The 15,159-nt window shown below is 65.6% G+C and carries 11 protein-coding genes and 1 pseudogene; 7 read left to right on the forward strand and 5 right to left on the reverse strand.

The features are described from left to right. Nucleotides 1-4,724, forward strand: a 4,724-nt coding sequence (locus tag G520_RS24175) for an AIDA repeat-containing protein (protein WP_169449867.1), incomplete at its 5' end; no start/stop codon positions are given. Between the two features lie 20 nt (nucleotides 4,725-4,744). Here the strand turns inward: G520_RS24175 and G520_RS0120510 are convergent. After that, nucleotides 4,745-5,188, reverse strand: coding sequence for an Lrp/AsnC family transcriptional regulator (locus G520_RS0120510; RefSeq protein WP_028537295.1), 444 nt, complete (start codon nucleotides 5,186-5,188; stop codon nucleotides 4,745-4,747). Nucleotides 5,189-5,610: 422 nt separating this feature from the next. Here G520_RS0120510 and phoB point away from each other — a divergent pair, with 422 nt between their 5' ends. From phoB to tal, 3 genes are all read left to right on the forward strand, one after another. After that, nucleotides 5,611-6,300 carry a phosphate regulon transcriptional regulator PhoB gene (gene phoB, locus G520_RS0120515; protein ID WP_028537296.1) on the forward strand — a complete coding sequence of 230 codons (690 nt, stop codon included), beginning with the start codon at nucleotides 5,611-5,613 and terminating at the stop codon, nucleotides 6,298-6,300. Between the two features lie 9 nt (nucleotides 6,301-6,309). Next, nucleotides 6,310-7,620 carry a phosphate regulon sensor histidine kinase PhoR gene (phoR, locus tag G520_RS0120520; RefSeq protein WP_028537297.1) on the forward strand — a complete coding sequence of 437 codons (1,311 nt, stop codon included), beginning with the start codon at nucleotides 6,310-6,312 and terminating at the stop codon, nucleotides 7,618-7,620. A 143-nt stretch (nucleotides 7,621-7,763) separates the two neighbouring features. Continuing rightward, a complete protein-coding gene (tal, locus tag G520_RS0120525; RefSeq protein WP_028537298.1) occupies nucleotides 7,764-8,822 on the forward strand; it encodes a transaldolase in 1,059 nt (352 codons plus the stop codon). 34 nt (nucleotides 8,823-8,856) lie between these two features. Here the strand turns inward: tal and G520_RS0120530 are convergent, their stop codons facing one another. The 3 genes from G520_RS0120530 to G520_RS0120540 all read right to left on the reverse strand — a co-directional run bounded on the left by G520_RS0120530 (nucleotide 8,857) and on the right by G520_RS0120540 (nucleotide 11,618). Next, nucleotides 8,857-9,387: a hemerythrin domain-containing protein gene (locus G520_RS0120530; RefSeq protein WP_028537299.1), complete on the reverse strand. Its 531-nt coding sequence runs from the start codon at nucleotides 9,385-9,387 to the stop codon at nucleotides 8,857-8,859. Between the two features lie 117 nt (nucleotides 9,388-9,504). Next, nucleotides 9,505-10,173, reverse strand: coding sequence for a response regulator (locus tag G520_RS0120535; protein WP_028537300.1), 669 nt, complete (start codon nucleotides 10,171-10,173; stop codon nucleotides 9,505-9,507). Then, complete coding sequence (locus G520_RS0120540) at nucleotides 10,170-11,618, reverse strand: ATP-binding protein (protein ID WP_028537301.1); 1,449 nt, start codon at nucleotides 11,616-11,618, stop codon at nucleotides 10,170-10,172. Before G520_RS0120540 ends, G520_RS0120535 begins: the two co-directional genes overlap by 4 nt. A gap of 143 nt (nucleotides 11,619-11,761) precedes the next feature. On the opposite strand from G520_RS0120540, the gene G520_RS23665 reads away from it, so the two are divergent. The 3 genes and pseudogenes from G520_RS23665 (at nucleotide 11,762) to ampD (ending at nucleotide 13,149) form a co-directional block, all read left to right on the forward strand. Beyond that, entirely contained in the window at nucleotides 11,762-12,031 is a 270-nt protein-coding gene (locus G520_RS23665; RefSeq protein ID WP_036666717.1) for a hypothetical protein, read from the forward strand. A gap of 104 nt (nucleotides 12,032-12,135) precedes the next feature. Continuing rightward, nucleotides 12,136-12,552: pseudogene (locus G520_RS25605) on the forward strand (GNAT family N-acetyltransferase); the annotation flags it as partial. 21 nt (nucleotides 12,553-12,573) lie between these two features. After that, nucleotides 12,574-13,149 carry a 1,6-anhydro-N-acetylmuramyl-L-alanine amidase AmpD gene (gene ampD, locus G520_RS25610; RefSeq protein WP_425516763.1) on the forward strand — a complete coding sequence of 192 codons (576 nt, stop codon included), beginning with the start codon at nucleotides 12,574-12,576 and terminating at the stop codon, nucleotides 13,147-13,149. Nucleotides 13,150-13,171: 22 nt separating this feature from the next. Here the strand turns inward: ampD and kup are convergent, their stop codons facing one another. Then, the gene (kup, locus tag G520_RS0120555) at nucleotides 13,172-15,034 is read right to left on the reverse strand and encodes a low affinity potassium transporter Kup (protein ID WP_028537303.1); all 1,863 of its coding nucleotides are present in this window, start codon (nucleotides 15,032-15,034) and stop codon (nucleotides 13,172-13,174) included. Nucleotides 15,035-15,159: the final 125 nt, after the last annotated feature.

Genomic DNA, 15,159 nt, shown 5'->3' on the forward strand with positions numbered 1-15,159 from the left:
GGGTGCAGAATCTGTTCGGCGGCGGGGTGGCGAGCCTGACCACGGTATCGGGCGGCGGCTTGCAGAGCGTGTCGGGCGGCGGGACGGCGACCTCGACGATGGTTTCCAGCGCGGGCGCGCAAACGGTGCTGAGCGGCGGTGTCGCCTCGCAGACCCTGGTGTTCAATGCCGGTGTGCAGACCGTCTCGTCCGGGGGCCAGACCGTGGGGACGACGGTGTACAGCGGCGGCGTCGCCAGTCTGCAAGGCGGCCAGGCGATCGGAGCGCTGGTGAATAGCGGTGGCTTGCTCAGTGCCGGTTCGGGCGGCCAGGCGAGTGCGACATGGGTGAATAACGGCGGCCTGCTCAGCGTCGGTTCGGGCGGCGTGGCTTCGACGACCCTGGTGTCGAGCGGTGGGCAGGTCGCCATCGGCTCGGGCGGGCTGGGGCTGTCGGGCACGCTCGCGGCGAGCGCTTCGCAAACCGTGTCGAACGGCGGGGTGGCATCGGCGACCACCGTGCTCTACGGCGGGCAGCAGACGATCGCTTCCGGTGGCTTGGCCAGCGCGAGCGTGGTCAGCGGCGGCGGCACCGAAACGGTGTTGTCCGGCGGGGCGGCGTCGGCAACGACGGTGAGCGGCTTCGGTTACCAGAACGTCTCGGCCGGCGGGGCGACGCAGGGAACCTTGCTGACCGACGGCGGAATACAGAACGTGTACTCGGGCGCGGCGGCGACGTCGACCGCGGTCGGTTCGGTGGGCGTGCAGTATGTGTGGAGCGGTGGGGTCGCGTCGGCGACGGCGGTGAATAGTGGCGGGCTGCAGGTGATCACCGGGGGCGGTCTGGCGCAGGGGGCGACGCTGGCGGCGGGGGGCGCGCAGACGGTCAGTTCCGGCGGGGTGGCATCGGCGACGGCCGTGGGCTCGGGTGCCGTGCAACGTATCCTGTCCGGTGGCGTCGCCAGCGCGGACACGGTGAGCTCGGGCGGGGTGCAGCAGGTGTCGGCGGGGGGGCTGGCCTCGGCGACGACGGTGTCGGGCGGCGGCGTGCAGTATGTGTCCAGCGGCGGCGTCGCGCAGGGCTTTGAGCTGGCGGGCGGCACGCAATATGTAGTGTACGGGGGGAGCGCGCTGGCGGGAGAGGTGGCGTCGGGCGGCGTGCAGTATCTGCAGAACGGCGGGGTGGCGTCGGCGACGACGGTGGCTGACGGCGGCACGCAGAATGTGAATTCGGGCGGGGTCGCCAGTGCGACCGCGATCGAGGGCGGCACGCAGAATGTGTTCGCCAGCGGGCTCGCGCTGTCGGCCGCCGTCGGCTCGGGCGGGGTGCAGAACCTGTCGTCCGGCGGTGTGGCCTCGGCGACGGTGGTGACGGACGGCGGGGCGCAGAATGTGTCTGTCGGTGCGCTTGCGCTGTCGGCGGCGATCAGCTCGGGTGGAGTGCAGAATGTGCAGTCCGGCGGGGTGGCGTCGGCGGCGACGATCAGCAGCGGCGGCGCCCAGAATGTGTCGTCCGGGGCGACGGTGCAGGCGACCCGGCTGCTCGGGGGCGAGCAGAATATATTCTCCGGCGCGGCGGTGGCGTCGGGCGTGGTCGACTCGGGCGGCGCCCAGAATGTGCTCTCCGGCGGCGTGGCGTCTATGACGACGGTGAACAGCGGTGGCGCGCAGAATGTGTCCGCTGGCGGGCTCGCCCTGTCGGCTGCCGTGGGCTCGGGCGGCGCGCAGAATGTGCTCGCGGGTGGCGTCGCATCGGCGACGACGGTGAACAGCGGCGGTGAGCAGAACGTGTCGTCGGGGGCGACGGTGCAAGGGACTTTGCTGCAGGGGGGCGCACAGAATCTCTATTCCGGCGCGGTGGTGGTATCGGGCGCAGTAAACGCAGGTGGCGCACAGAACGTCCTGTCCGGCGGGGTCGCATCGATGACGGCGGTATCCAGCGGCGGCGCGCAGAACGTGTCTAGCGGTGGGCTCGCCGTGTCGGCGGCGATCAGCGCCGGCGGCCTGCAAACCGTTTCCGGCGGGGTGGCGTCGGCGACCGCCATCCTCGGCGGCGGCGTGCAGAACGTCTCTGCCGGGGGCAGCGCCTACTCCGCGACGGTGGCCAGCGGCGGTGTGCAAAACGTTTACCCCGAGGGTTATGTTCTGAATACCACGGTGGCCGGCGGCGGCGCGGTAAACCTGTCCGGCGGTCTGGCGACGAGTACGACGGTCAGCAGCGGTGGCGGGTTGACTGTCGCATCGTCCGGTGTCGCCTCGGCCACGACGCTGCTCGGCGGCGGGCAACTTGCGGTCGGTGCCGGCGGTGTGGCATCGGCGACCTCGGTGAGCAGCGGCGGCGTGGTGACGGTGGATTCGGGCGGTCTGGCGATTTCCAGCATTCTCTCCTCGGGCGGTGCGCAAACCCTGTCCTCCGGCGGATCGGCGCGCGGTACGCAGGTGCTCGACGGCGGTGCCCAGACGGTGAATTCCGGCGGCATCGCCACCGGAACCACGCTGGCCGCGGGGGGCGTGCAGAACGTCATGGCGGGCGGCATCGTGAATGAAACGTCGATATTGAGCGGCGGGAGCATGAATGTCGCCTCCGGCGCGATCGCCGGTTCGAGTGTGGTGGATGACGGCGGCACGCAGAATGTATTGAGCGGCGGGGTGGCGTCGGCGACGCTCGTCGCGAGCGGCGGGGTACAGAATGTATCGGCGGGCGGTGTGGCGCAGGCGGCCCTGATTCATGGCGGCGTGCAGAATGTGTCCAGCGGTGCGCTCGATCTTTCGGCTTCGCTGGCGGCGGGCGGGACGCAGACGATTCTGGCGGGCGGCGTGGCTTCGGCGACCATGCTGTCTAGCGGGGGCGTGCAGTATGTGTCGTCCGGCGGCCTCGCTACCGGCGGCCGGGTCAGCGCCGGCGGCGTGCAGGATGTGTTGTCCGGCGGCATAGCCTCGGCGATGACCGTCGCGAGTGGCGGCACGCAAAATCTGGAGTCCGGGGCCCGCGCGACTGGCAGCCAGATCGTGGGGGGCGCGCAGTGGGTCTTCTCCGGCGCGATCGATACCTCGGGTACGGTGGCAGAGGGCGGAACGCAGACGATTCTGGATGGCGGCCTGGCGTCGGCCACGCAGCTGTCCGCCGGCGGGATGCAGACGGTGTCGTCCAACGGCCGGGCGGTGTCCGCCATCGTCCATTCCGGCGGCCGGCAGGACCTGCTTGCCGGCGGCGTCGCCGCCTCGACGCTGGTGGAAAACGGCGGCGCCCAGAACGTCAGTTCCGGCGGGATGGCCAGCGGCAGCCTGGTGAATTCCGGCGGCATGCTGAACCTGTATGCCGGCGCCATCGTGTCGCAGGCCGCGATCAACACGGGCGGCAGCGTGCAAGTGTATGAAAACGGCGTGGCGCCTATCGATCACTTGACCTTGAACGGCGGCAGCGTGGCCTTTGTTCCCGGCGGAGCGTACAAGACCTTGACCGTGGGAACGCTGGATGGCAGCGGCGGCAGTTTTGTCATGCATGAAAACCTGGCTGCCCGCCGCGGCGATCTATTGGTGCTGACCCGGAGCTACAGCGGTCAGCATCAGCTTGCGATCGTCAACGACGGCAGCACCGCCGTCGACCCGACTTACCAGCATAAGGTGGTCGATGCATCGGCCACGCTGGCAACGGCGAAGACGGCCGGCACCGGGCTCGTCGCCCGGAGTCTGGCGGCCGGCACGGCCGGATTCTCGCTCGCCCATCTGCTGGAAGTGGGCGCGTACAAATATGATGTGAAGCAGGGGAGCGACGGCAACTGGTATCTCTATACCAATGCCGACACCGGCAGCGCCAGCCTCGACAACGGTCAGGCCGGCTTGACCAGCACCGCGGTGACGGCGGTGCGCACCTTCGACGCCAGCCTGGCGCTCGCCCTGCTCGAGAGCATGGCGCTGCAGCAGCGGCTGGACGCGATCCGCGCGGGCCGGGACGCGCGCGGGGTATGGCTCAACGCCTATGGCGGCGGCGTGTCGGTGCTGGCCGGGCCGGGCGGCGAGAGCTGGAGCGAACCGTATTCCGGCGTGCAGATGGGCGCCGATGCCGGGCATGGCGACTGGGTGTTCGGCGGCTTCCTCGGTGTCACCCATGCCACGCCGGCGGCGGCCGATGGCAGTGCCGCGCTCGACACCCGCTATCTGGGCGCTTACGCCACCTGGCAGGGCGAGCAGCAGCGCTACCTCGATCTGACGGCCATGGCCGGCTGGGCCCAGCATCAATTCAGCGTGAGCGATACGGCCGGCGCGATCGTCGACGCAAGTGCGGAGACGCCCTACTACCTGGCCGGCGCCGAAGTGGGGCAACGGTTCGGGGCGAAGAGCAATGGCAGCTATATCGAACCGCAACTGCAAGTGCTGATGCTGCGGCAGGATGGCGACAGCTTTGTCGCCAGCGATGGCCTGCGCGTGAGCGGAGGAGGGGCGACGTCGACGCTGGGGCGGGTCGGCGCCGTGTTCGGCCTGATGCGCAGCGGGGACGCGCATCCGTGGGATGTCCATCTGAAGGCGTCCTGGTGGCATCAATATAATGGCACGATGACTGTCGACCTGAACGGACTCGCCATCCCCGGCGATATGGGGGGCAGCTGGATGAGCTATGGGGCGGGATTCAAGATGCAATGGGGGCCGGGTGCGCGCTGGCTATACGGCGACCTCGTCTTGAACGATGCGCACGGGCCGCTGCAGCAGGCCTGGCAGCTCAAACTCGGCCTGCGCCTGGCCTGGTAGGGGGCCGCGCAGCCTGCGCTTCAGTCTTCGGCGTGGATTTCGGGGATGCGCGGCGCGACCGGGACGTCGATCACGATCGAGGTTTTGGTGTCGCCGAACTGCATCAGCCGGGCGATCAGCTCCTGCAAGGTGGCCATGGTGTCGACCGCCGCCTTGATCGTCAGGCCGCTGGTGCCGGTGACCGAGAAGCACTCGACGATCTCCGGCATGCCTCTCACCTGCTCGACCACGGAAAAGTAGTCGAGGTGCTTGACCGTCAGTTCGATCAGGCACTGGATCGGGTAGCCGAGCTTGCCGAGATCGATCGTGGCGTGATAACCGCGGATGACGCCTGCGCGTTCGAGCTTTTCCACGCGGTCGGCGACTGCCGGTGCAGACAGATTCACATGGCGCGCGAGTTCGGTGAAGCGAATCCGGGCATTTTCATGCAGAGCCGCGAGAATTTTCTTGTCAAAGCGATCCATGGTTTGGAAAAAAAGGAAAATTGGCCAGATAAAATTATAATCCAAAGCAAGTGCTGCGAAAATACGACTGAACACCATTAAACATGCATCGGCGCAGCCGTACAATACGCAGCGAGTGGACGGCAAAGCGCTTGCGCCGAATCGTTCGCTGCCGGATTCGCTCGGCCCGTGCCTTTGTTCCCGTTGTGGCGCGGACCGACTGTCCTGGTGATCTCTTTGTCCCTGGTCTCAAGTCATTGTCTGGATTGTTGACGACGACCTTTCCGGGCTTGTCCATCTGACAGGCCCGTTTTTTTTGTCCATGCCCTCGCCCCGGCGGCGACAAGCGGGAATTTGCTGTCTCATTTTCCAAGAAATGTCATATTTCTGTAATCGTTAGTTCCTATCCTTGCCATAATTGCTCAATCCCTCATTGGATCGCCATGGCCGCTAATATACTGCTCGTTGAAGACGAACCCGCCATTCAGGAACTCATCGCCTTCAACCTGACGCAGGCAGGACACCACGTACTGCGCGCGAGTACCGCCGAAGCGGCGCTGACCCTGGTCAAGAACGCGTTGCCGGACCTGATTCTGCTCGACTGGATGCTGCCGGGCGCATCCGGCATCGACATCGCCAAGAAGCTGCGCGCCGACGAGAGGACGCGTGCGATTCCCATCATCATGCTGACCGCGCGCTCCGACGAGCAGGACAAGATCGTGGGGCTGGAGAGCGGGGCGGACGACTACATCACCAAACCGTTTTCGCCGCGCGAGCTCCTCGCCCGGATCAAGGCGGTGCTGCGCCGTCGCGCGCCGCAGATGACCGACGATGCGGTCGAAGTGCAGGGCCTGCGGCTCGATCCGATCACGCACCGGGTGACGAGCCTCGGCCAGCCCATCGATCTCGGTCCGACCGAATTCAGGTTGCTGCATTTTTTCATGACACATCCGGAGCGCGTGCATTCGCGTTCGCAGCTGCTCGACCAGGTGTGGGGCGATCATGTCTTTGTCGAAGAGCGCACGGTCGATGTGCATATCCGCCGTCTGCGCAGCGCGCTGGAAGCGACGCGGCACGACGATCTGATCCAGACGGTGCGCGGTACCGGCTACCGTTTTTCCACGCAACAATAAGGGGTTCTCTTGCGAGATTTTCTGAGGCGCATGCTGGTATGGCTGGCCCTGACCTTCGCGCTCGGCATCGGGTTCTGGCTGGGCGGCAGTCCGCTGGATGGCGTGCTCGCGGTGGCGGTCTGGCTGGGTTTCACCCTGGCTTTCCACCTCTATCATCTGGCGATGTTGTTGCGTTGGCTCACGCACCCGGTGGCGGAGCGGGTGCCGGACGGTTTCGGCGTCTGGCATAACGTATTCATGACCCTGTACCGGCTGGTGCGCACGCAAAGCCAGAGCAAGCGCAAGTTGACCAACGTGCTGGAGCGCTTCATCAACGCCGGCGAGGCAATGCCGGATGGCGTGGTCGTCCTCGACGAATTCGATCGCATCGAGTGGCTCAATCCGATGGCGGTCGAGCACTTCGGTCTCGACCGCAAGCGCGATGTCGGCAATTTGCTGCTCAATCTGATCCGGCAGCCGGGTTTCCATTCCTATATCAAGGCCGACAGCTTCAGCCAGCCGCACATCCTGAAAATGGTGCAGCCGCGCGAGCTGGTGCTGGCGATTCAGCTGGTGCCTTTCGATTCGACCCGCAAACTGTTGTTGAGCCGCGATATTACCCAGCTTGAGCGGGTGCAGACCGTACACCGCGATTTCGTCGCCAATGTGTCGCATGAACTGCGCACGCCGCTGACGGTGATCGGGGGCTTCCTCGAAACGCTGAGCGATATGCCGGATAGCGATCCGTCGGCCCTGCGCCAGTTTCTGCCGATGATGATGGAGCAGTCGCGGCGCATGCAGACGCTGGTCGAGGACCTGCTGGCCTTGTCGCGGCTGGAAAACAGTCCCAAGGTGCTCGGTACCGAGAAGGTCAATATGGGCGAGTTGCTGGATACGCTGATGGTCGAAGCGGAAGGCTTGTCGCAAGGTCGGCATCATATCCGTCTCGATCAGGTCAGCGGCTCCTGGCTATGGGGCAGTGCGCAAGAGCTGCACTCGGCCTTCGGCAATCTGGTCTCCAATGCGGTGCGCTATACCCCGGACGGCGGCAGCATTCGCCTGAGCTGGGCCGACGACGGCGAGAAAGCGACGTTTTCGGTCCGCGACGACGGCATCGGCATTCCGCGCGAACATATCCCGCGCCTGACCGAGCGCTTCTACCGCGTCGATCGCGGCCGTTCGCGCAATAACGGCGGCACCGGCCTCGGCCTGGCCATCGTCAAGCATGTGATCGCGCGGCATCAGGCGCGCCTCGAGATCGTCAGCGAGCCGGACAAGGGCAGTACCTTCAGCGTGGTGTTCAATCGCGATCGGATCGCGGAACCCGACGCCAAAGTCTAGTGCCCTGCGGCGGCGGCGGGCCCAGGCCCGCGCCGTGGCGGATTTGTCTGCGTGCTGCGAGCTTGAGCTTGGCTTGCGCCGCGCGTAGCGTTAGGATGGCAATTCTGTAGTCATAATAATTCTTCATCCCTGGACGCTACGTTATGAACCGCTTACAAGCCATTCGCCCTTTCGGCCAGCGTATCTGGCTGGACAATCTGTCGCGTGAACTGTTGCTGGGTGGCGAACTTGCCCGCCTGATCCAGCAAGACGGCATCGCCGGGGTGACTTCCAACCCCACCATCTTCCACAAGGCCATCAGCACCGATGCACGCTATCGCGAGGATCTCGCCGCGCTCAAGAGCCGCGGCCTCGATGCGGAGCGTACCTACGAAGAGCTGGTCATTCCCGATGTGCGCATGGCATGCGATCTGATGTTGCCCGTCTATCAGGAAAGCGGTCGCGACGATGGCTATGTCAGCCTCGAAGTGTCGCCGCTGCTGGCCAACGATGCCGACGGCACCCTGGCCGCCGCGCGCCGCCTGTGGCAGGCGGTCGGACGCCCGAACCTGATGATCAAGATCCCGGCCACGCCGGCCGGCGTCATCGCCTTCCGCAAACTCACGCGCGACGGCATCAACGTCAATATCACGCTGCTGTTCAGCCTGCCCCAGGTCGAGAAAGTCTGGGACGCGTATATCGACGGTCTGCGCCAGCGCCTGGCCGATGGGCAAGCGCTGGACGGCATCAAGGCGGTGGCCAGCTTCTTCCTGTCGCGTGTGGACAGCCTGGTCGACGGCCAACTGCCGGAAAGCCTGCGCGGCAAGGTTGCCGTCGCCCTGTCGAAGGCCGCGTATCTGCGCTACCAGGAACGTTTCCATGGCGCCGAGTTCGCGAAACTCGCGCAGGCCGGCGCCCGTCCGCAGTATCTGCTGTGGGCGTCGACCGGCACCAAGAACCCCGCCTATCGCGACGTGCTGTACGTCGAGAGCCTGATCGGACCGGAAACCATCAATACGGTGCCCGATGCGACGCTCGACAAGTTCCGCGATCACGGCGAAGCGGCCGCCACGCTGGTGCAGGAGGCCGAAGCGGCGCGCGGCCTGCTGCGCCTTGCGGGCGAAGCGGGCGTCGATCTGGATGCGGTGGGAGAGCAGTTGCAACAGGACGGGCTGAAGTTGTTCGTGCGCTCGTTCGAGGATCTGCTGGCGCTGACCGCCTGAGCGGCGCTCGCCCGGGGCGGCGACGCCCCGGCGCTCAGATTTCGACGTTGTGACGGCTGGCGGCCATATGTTGGCCGGCCAGCCTTTTTTCTTCCGCCGTCATCGTGGCTTCGGCGGTCGGAATCAGCCATGCCTCTTCCAGGGCCGCATGCTCGCGGTACTGGCGCACGAACTCCTGGACTTCGACTCTGCTCAGCTCGGTGATCTCGCCTTTGCGCAAGGCGATCAGATCGTCGCGAATCGCGTTCCAGCTCGAGTGCAGGTAGCCGTGCTCGGCCGACAGTTGTTCCAGCCTCGGCGCGGCCGATGCAATACGCTCGCGCAGAATCGGAAACAGTTCGTCTTCTTCGTCGCTGTGATGCGACGGCCCGGCTACGTCGAAGTAGCGCACTACGTTATCGATGCTGTTTTTTACCGCGTCGTCGACGCCATGCTCATCGATATACGGCAGCAGGCGGTCGAGTTGATCGCAGAAGCGGCGGATCTTGTCGTGACAGGCGAGCAGAATCTGTATCGGCTCGTCGAGGCCAGGGGCCAGGGGGGGGAACGGATCGAGCTTCGGCATGGGTGAACTCTCCTGCAAGCATGGCTGAGGCCGGTTCGGCGCCGCGAGCTGCGACGGCGCCACGAGTAAGACAGAGACCCCATTCTAAGCCCCGAACCTGCCCTTGTCATGATGACGTCAAGCGCTCTGCCAACGATAGCCGACGCCGTATACCGACTGGATCGCTTCGTCGCAAGGAGGAAACGGCGCGAGCTTGCGGCGCAGGTTCTTTATATGACTGTCTATCGCGCGATCGGTGACGTCCAGCCCCTCCGGCTTGACCGTGTCGAGCAATTGCGCACGCGAATAGACGTGGCCAGGGTGGCGGTACAAGACCTGCAGGATGCGGTACTCGGTCGGCGTGAGGTCGAGCGCGACGTTGTTGCACAGCGCCAGATGGCGCGAGTCGTCGAATACCAGGCTGCCCGTGCCATCGCGCACGTTGCCGCTGCGGCGCAGGATGACTTTGATGCGCGCGATCAGTTCGCGCGGGCTGAACGGTTTGCACAGATAATCGTCGGCGCCGATCTCGAGCCCGGTCAGACGATCCGTTTCCTCGCCGCGGGCGGTGACCATGATGATGGGTACCTCGCTGCGTTCGCGCAGCGCCCGGCATAAACTGAGCCCGTCCATGCCGGGCAGCATCAGATCGAGCACCAGCAGATCGGGGACATCGTCGGCCAGCGCCAGCCAGGCCGCGCGCCCGTCGGCGAAGCATTGCACCTCGAAGCCTGCCTGGCGCGCGTAATCGGCCATCAGTTCTGCCAGCTCGGGTTCGTCTTCGACGATCGCGATACGTGCGTTCATGAAGGTCTCCTGTCTATAAAGAATTCCACGCGCAAGCCGCCCAGTTCCGAAGCGCCGAAGCGCAGTCCGCCACCGTGCGCGAGTGCGATGCGTTCGCACACGGAGAGGCCGAGACCGCTGCCGCCGAGCGCCCTGCTGCGCGAGGATTCGACCCGGAAGAAGCGCTCGGTCAGATGCGGCAGGGCCTCTTCCGGCACCTTGGGCGCGCTGTCTTCCACCACCAGCGTCCAGTGCTGCTCGCCGCTGAAGGCGCTCAGCCGCACGCTGCCGCCGGGGTGGGTATAGCGCAGGGAGTTTTCCAGCAGATTGGCGCAGACCTGGCGCAAGCGGTCGGCATCGGCCATCACCAGCGGTCGCTGCGCGGGATCCTGCCACTCCAGCTTCAGTTGCTGGCGCGCGAAACGGTCACTCGAGGCTTGCGCCTCGGCGACGGCCAGTTCCCAGGGGTCGAGCAGAGTCGCACGCAATACCAACTGCCCGACGTCGGCGCTGGCCAGCGCATTGAGGTCTTCGACCAGCTTGCTCAGGGTCAGAATCTGGCGGTGCATGGCTGCGAACTGTTCGGGTCCGGCCAGGCGGATGCCATCCTGCAGCGCCTCGACCTGGGCGCGCAGGACCGCCAGCGGAGTCCGCAATTCGTGCGAAGTATCGGCTATCCATTGTCGCCGCATCGCTTCATGCTGTTCCAGCATGCCGGCGAGACGGTCGAAGGCATGTGCGAGCTCGCCCAGTTCATCGCTGCGCCGACTCGCGATGCGGGTGTCGAAATGGCCCTCGGTCAGTTGCCGCGCCGCGCCGACCAGGCGCTGGATGGGAGCGCGGAACTGCGTGGCGAGAATGGCCGCCGCCAGCGCGCTCAAGGCGATGCAGGCCAGTCCGATCAGCAGCAATTCGCGACTCTGCTCGCGCAGAAAAGTTTGCACCAGCACGTCGCGCGGGTCGGCCTGCCGCCGCAGTACCAGGTAACCGACCACTTTGCCATCGACCCGGAGCGCCCGGCGCGGATCGTCCGCCGTGGTCTGTGCCCCGCTCAGATAGTGGCCGTCGGCGTCGAGCAGGCTCGCGCGCACATGCAGGGCGAGACGATCCATCGGCATCGGTATCGGAGGCGGGGAGAACGGTTTCGGCTTCACGGGCCACGGCAGTCCGGCCGCGGCCGGTTCATCCGGCGGAATGCCGCCGGAATCGATGAGCATGCGCATGAACTGCGACGGCAGCCAGTTCGTGCGTGCCGCTGGCGGAATGGCGCTCCAGTCGTGGCGGGCGCTGTAGACGCCCTGCAGGCGGTTGACCATGGCATCGAGACGCGACAGCTCGACCTCGGTCACATAGCCTGCGAAACCTTGTTCGAGCCGGGTCTGCACCATCCACAAGCCGCAGGCGGCCACCAGCATGCAGGTCAGCAGGACGGTGCAGAACAGGCGCAGGGCGATAGGAAATTTCAAGGTAGCGATCCGTTTGAAGGCGGTTCATCATGCGATGGCGCGTGGGGAAATGCAATCCTGTCCCGATCCAATATTCCTCCATTATTTCATCCTAAGCTCGTTCCTGTTCGACGAGATGTTCGTCGCCATTCAGGAGACTGACCATGAAAACCCTCCCGCTGCTCGGTGCTTTACTCGTCGGCTTGCTGTCCGCCGCCGCCCATGCCGATGAAGCGCCTCCGCCCATGCCCGGGCACGCTCATCCCCCCATGATGATGTCGCCGCCGCAAGCGGTCGCGCTGTGTCAGGGCAAGGCAAGCGGTGCGGCTGTGCACTGGACGGCACCGGACGGCAAAGTGTTGAACGGGCATTGCCTGCTTGCTTTCGTTCCCGAGCATCCGCTGGACGCGCCGCCGCCGGAAAGCGGCCACTAGGACGAGCGCGGCGGTCGCCCGGTCGGCCGCCGCGCACGCGCATGGCCGCCGACCGCGGTCGCGCGTTAGAATCGGAACATCGTGTCATTTGAGAATGACTGCCCATGCTTCCGTTTACTGTCCTTGCCCTGGATCTGAACGAGGAGGCGCTCGCGCGCGAAGCGTACCGCCTGCAATGCCGTGCCCATGAACTGGAGGCCGCGTGGCTGGATTACCCGGCCCTGCCCTGGCTGTGGACGTCGCCCGAAGACGTGCTCGCGTCCGAACTTGAGGTGAGCGGGGCCTTCGAAGGGGAATGCCTGCGCGGTCTGCTGGCGGTGAGCCGCGAGCACGGGCGCGTTCATATCGAACGCATCGTCGTCGATCCCGACGTGCATCAGCGCGGCTGGGGCCTGCGCCTGCTCAACGATCTGCTCGCGCGCGAGCCGCGGGTGACGGTGGAGACGGCCGAGGCCAATGCGCCGGCGATCGCGCTCTATCACAAGGCCGGTTTCATTCTCGAAAAGCGCTGGCAGGGTGCGGATGGTCTCGCCCTGTGGCGGCTGGTCTACCAGCGCGGCGACGACGGCTCTGCGCCGCTCCGGGTGCCGGGGGCCGACGGCCTGGTCGCCGGCGTGCGCTATGTGCCCTCGCCCAACTGCAACGATTACCCGCCCGGGCCGCCGCCCGGCTTGCTGGTGGTGCACAACATCAGCCTGCCGCCGTGCCGCTATGGCGGTGACGCGGTCGAACGGCTGTTTACCAACACCCTGGACCCGGCTGCCGACCCGTATTTTGCCGATATCCATGCGCTGCGGGTGTCCGCGCATTTCTTCATCCGGCGCGACGGCGAGCTGGTGCAGTTCGTGCCGGTCGGCAAGCGCGCGTGGCACGCCGGCGTCTCGAGCTGGCGCGGCCGCGAGGGGTGCAACGATTTTTCGCTGGGGGTGGAGCTGGAGGGCTGCGACTACGAACCGTTCACCGACGCACAGTACCGTACGCTGATCGCGCTGGCGAAGGGGCTGTCGCAGGCCGGGCCGCTCGAGCTGGCGGGGCACAGCGATATCGCGCCCGGACGCAAGACCGATCCGGGTCCGTATTTCGACTGGTCGCGGTTGCGGCGCGGTCTGGCGGGCTGAGTCGCCCGCCGGACCGCCGCGGTCACAGTTCGATCTGTGCGCCGAGTTCGACGACGCGGTTGGTCGGAATATTGAAGAAGTCGGTCGCGCGCAGGGCGTTCTTGCTCATCCACAGGAACAGGCGTTCGCGCCAGCGGGCGAGGCCCGAATTGTTGGTCGGGATCAGGGTTTCGCGCGACAGGAAGAACGAGGTATCCATCAGTTCGAGCGTCAGTCCGGCCTGCTCGCAGTGCGCCATGATGTCGTTCAGGTCCGGCGTTTCCATGAAGCCGTAGCGCGCGACGATGCGCCAGAAGCTGTCCGACAGCCGCTCGACCGTCACGCAGCCCTGGTCGACATAAGGCACATCTTCGGTGTTGATGGTCATCAGCGCCACCCGCTCGTGCAGAACCTTGTTGTGCTTCAGGTTGTGCAGCAGCGCGTGCGGTACGCCGTGGATGGTTCCGGTCAGGAAGACGGCGGTGCCGGGTACGCGGGTCGGCGGATAGTGCTCGAGGTTTTCGATAAAGCTTTCCAGCGGCAGCGCATGTTCGCGGATGCGTTCGAACAGCAGCTCGCGCCCGCGTTTCCAGGTCGTCATCAAGGCGAATACGACCAGTCCTATCATCAGCGGCAGCCAGCCGCCGTGCGTGATCTTGAGCATGTTGGCGCTGAAAAAGACCAGGTCGATGAGCAGGAACAAAGCCGTCAGGCCGAGCGCCAGCGGCAGCGGCCAGCGCCAGTTGATGCGGGCGACCACGAAGAACAATACCGAGGTGATGGCCATGGTGCCGGTGACGGCGATGCCGTAGGCCGCGGCCAGGCTGTCGGACGAGCGGAAGGTCACGATGACGATCAGAACCGCGACCAGCAGCGCCCAGTTGACGAAAGGCAGATAGATCTGGCCGATTTCGCGCTCCGATGTGTGCGCGATGACGAGGCGCGGGCAGTAGCCGAGCTGGACGGCCTGGCGCGTGAGCGAGTAGGCGCCGGAAATCACGGCCTGCGAGGCGATGACGGTCGCCAGCGTGGCCAGGATCAGCAAGGGCAGCAGCGCCCAGGCCGGGGCCATCATGAAGAACGGATTTTCCAGTGTCTCGGGCCGGCTCAGCAACAGCGCGCCCTGGCCGAAGTAATTGAGGATCAGGGCCGGCAGCACCACGACGAACCAGGCGTGCTGGATGGGTTTGCGTCCGAAATGGCCCATGTCGGCGTACAGCGCCTCGCCCCCGGTCAGCGCGAGCACGACCGCGCCAAGCGTCAGGAAGGCGCCGAAGCGGTGTTCGAGGATGAAGGCGACACCGTGCCAGGGGTTGATCGCCTGCAGCACCTGCGGCGCCTGCACGATATTGTGCAGCCCGAGCACCGCCAGGGTCAGAAACCAGACCATCATCACCGGGCCGAACATCTTGCCGACGCTGGCTGTGCCGAAGCGCTGCAACAGGAACAGTCCGACCAGCACGGTGATCGCCATCGGCAACACGAAACGGGCCAGCCCGTCGCTGATGACCTCCAGCCCTTCGCAGGCCGACAGCACCGACACCGCGGGCGTGATGATCGCATCGCCGTAGAACAGCGCGGCGCCGAACAGGCCCAGCATGATGATGTACATGCGTGCGCGGCCGGTCAGAAAGCGCCGCGCGAGTGCCATCAGCACCATGATGCCGCCTTCGCCCTTGTTGTCGGCGCGCAGCACGAAAGCCACGTATTTGACCGTGACCACCAGCAGGATGGACCAGAAAATCAGCGACAGAATGCCGAGGACATTGCCTTGCGTCAGCGGTAAGTGTGCTGCCGAGAAGCACTCTTTCAGCGTATAGAGCGGGCTGGTACCAATGTCACCGTATACCACGCCCATGGCGGCCACGGTCAGCGCCGTCATGTTATGTTTTTTATGAGCCTGCATGAATGTCTGAATGAGTTGTTGAGATGGGTTCCGCCACGCATGTCTTGTGTCGCTGCGCTTGACGCAAAGCTAGCACGAAACGCCGGCCGATGCCGGTTTTGTTGTCGTAGACGAAAGGTAAAGTG

The sequence above is a fragment of the Paludibacterium yongneupense DSM 18731 genome (genome assembly GCF_000422925.1).
Classification (GTDB): domain Bacteria; phylum Pseudomonadota; class Gammaproteobacteria; order Burkholderiales; family Chromobacteriaceae; genus Paludibacterium; species Paludibacterium yongneupense.

Bases quoted from the DNA above. Each gene is read 5' to 3' on its own strand.
- G520_RS0120510 (WP_028537295.1), bottom strand. From the start codon at position 5,188: ATGGATCGCTTTGACAAGAAAATTCTCGCGGCTCTGCATGAAAATGCC.
- phoB (WP_028537296.1), top strand. From the start codon at position 5,611: ATGGCCGCTAATATACTGCTCGTTGAAGACGAACCCGCCATTCAGGAA.
- tal (WP_028537298.1), top strand. From the start codon at position 7,764: ATGAACCGCTTACAAGCCATTCGCCCTTTCGGCCAGCGTATCTGGCTG.
- G520_RS0120530 (WP_028537299.1), bottom strand. From the start codon at position 9,387: ATGCCGAAGCTCGATCCGTTCCCCCCCCTGGCCCCTGGCCTCGACGAG.
- G520_RS0120535 (WP_028537300.1), bottom strand. From the start codon at position 10,173: ATGAACGCACGTATCGCGATCGTCGAAGACGAACCCGAGCTGGCAGAA.
- G520_RS23665 (WP_036666717.1), top strand. From the start codon at position 11,762: ATGAAAACCCTCCCGCTGCTCGGTGCTTTACTCGTCGGCTTGCTGTCC.
- kup (WP_028537303.1), bottom strand. From the start codon at position 15,034: ATGCAGGCTCATAAAAAACATAACATGACGGCGCTGACCGTGGCCGCC.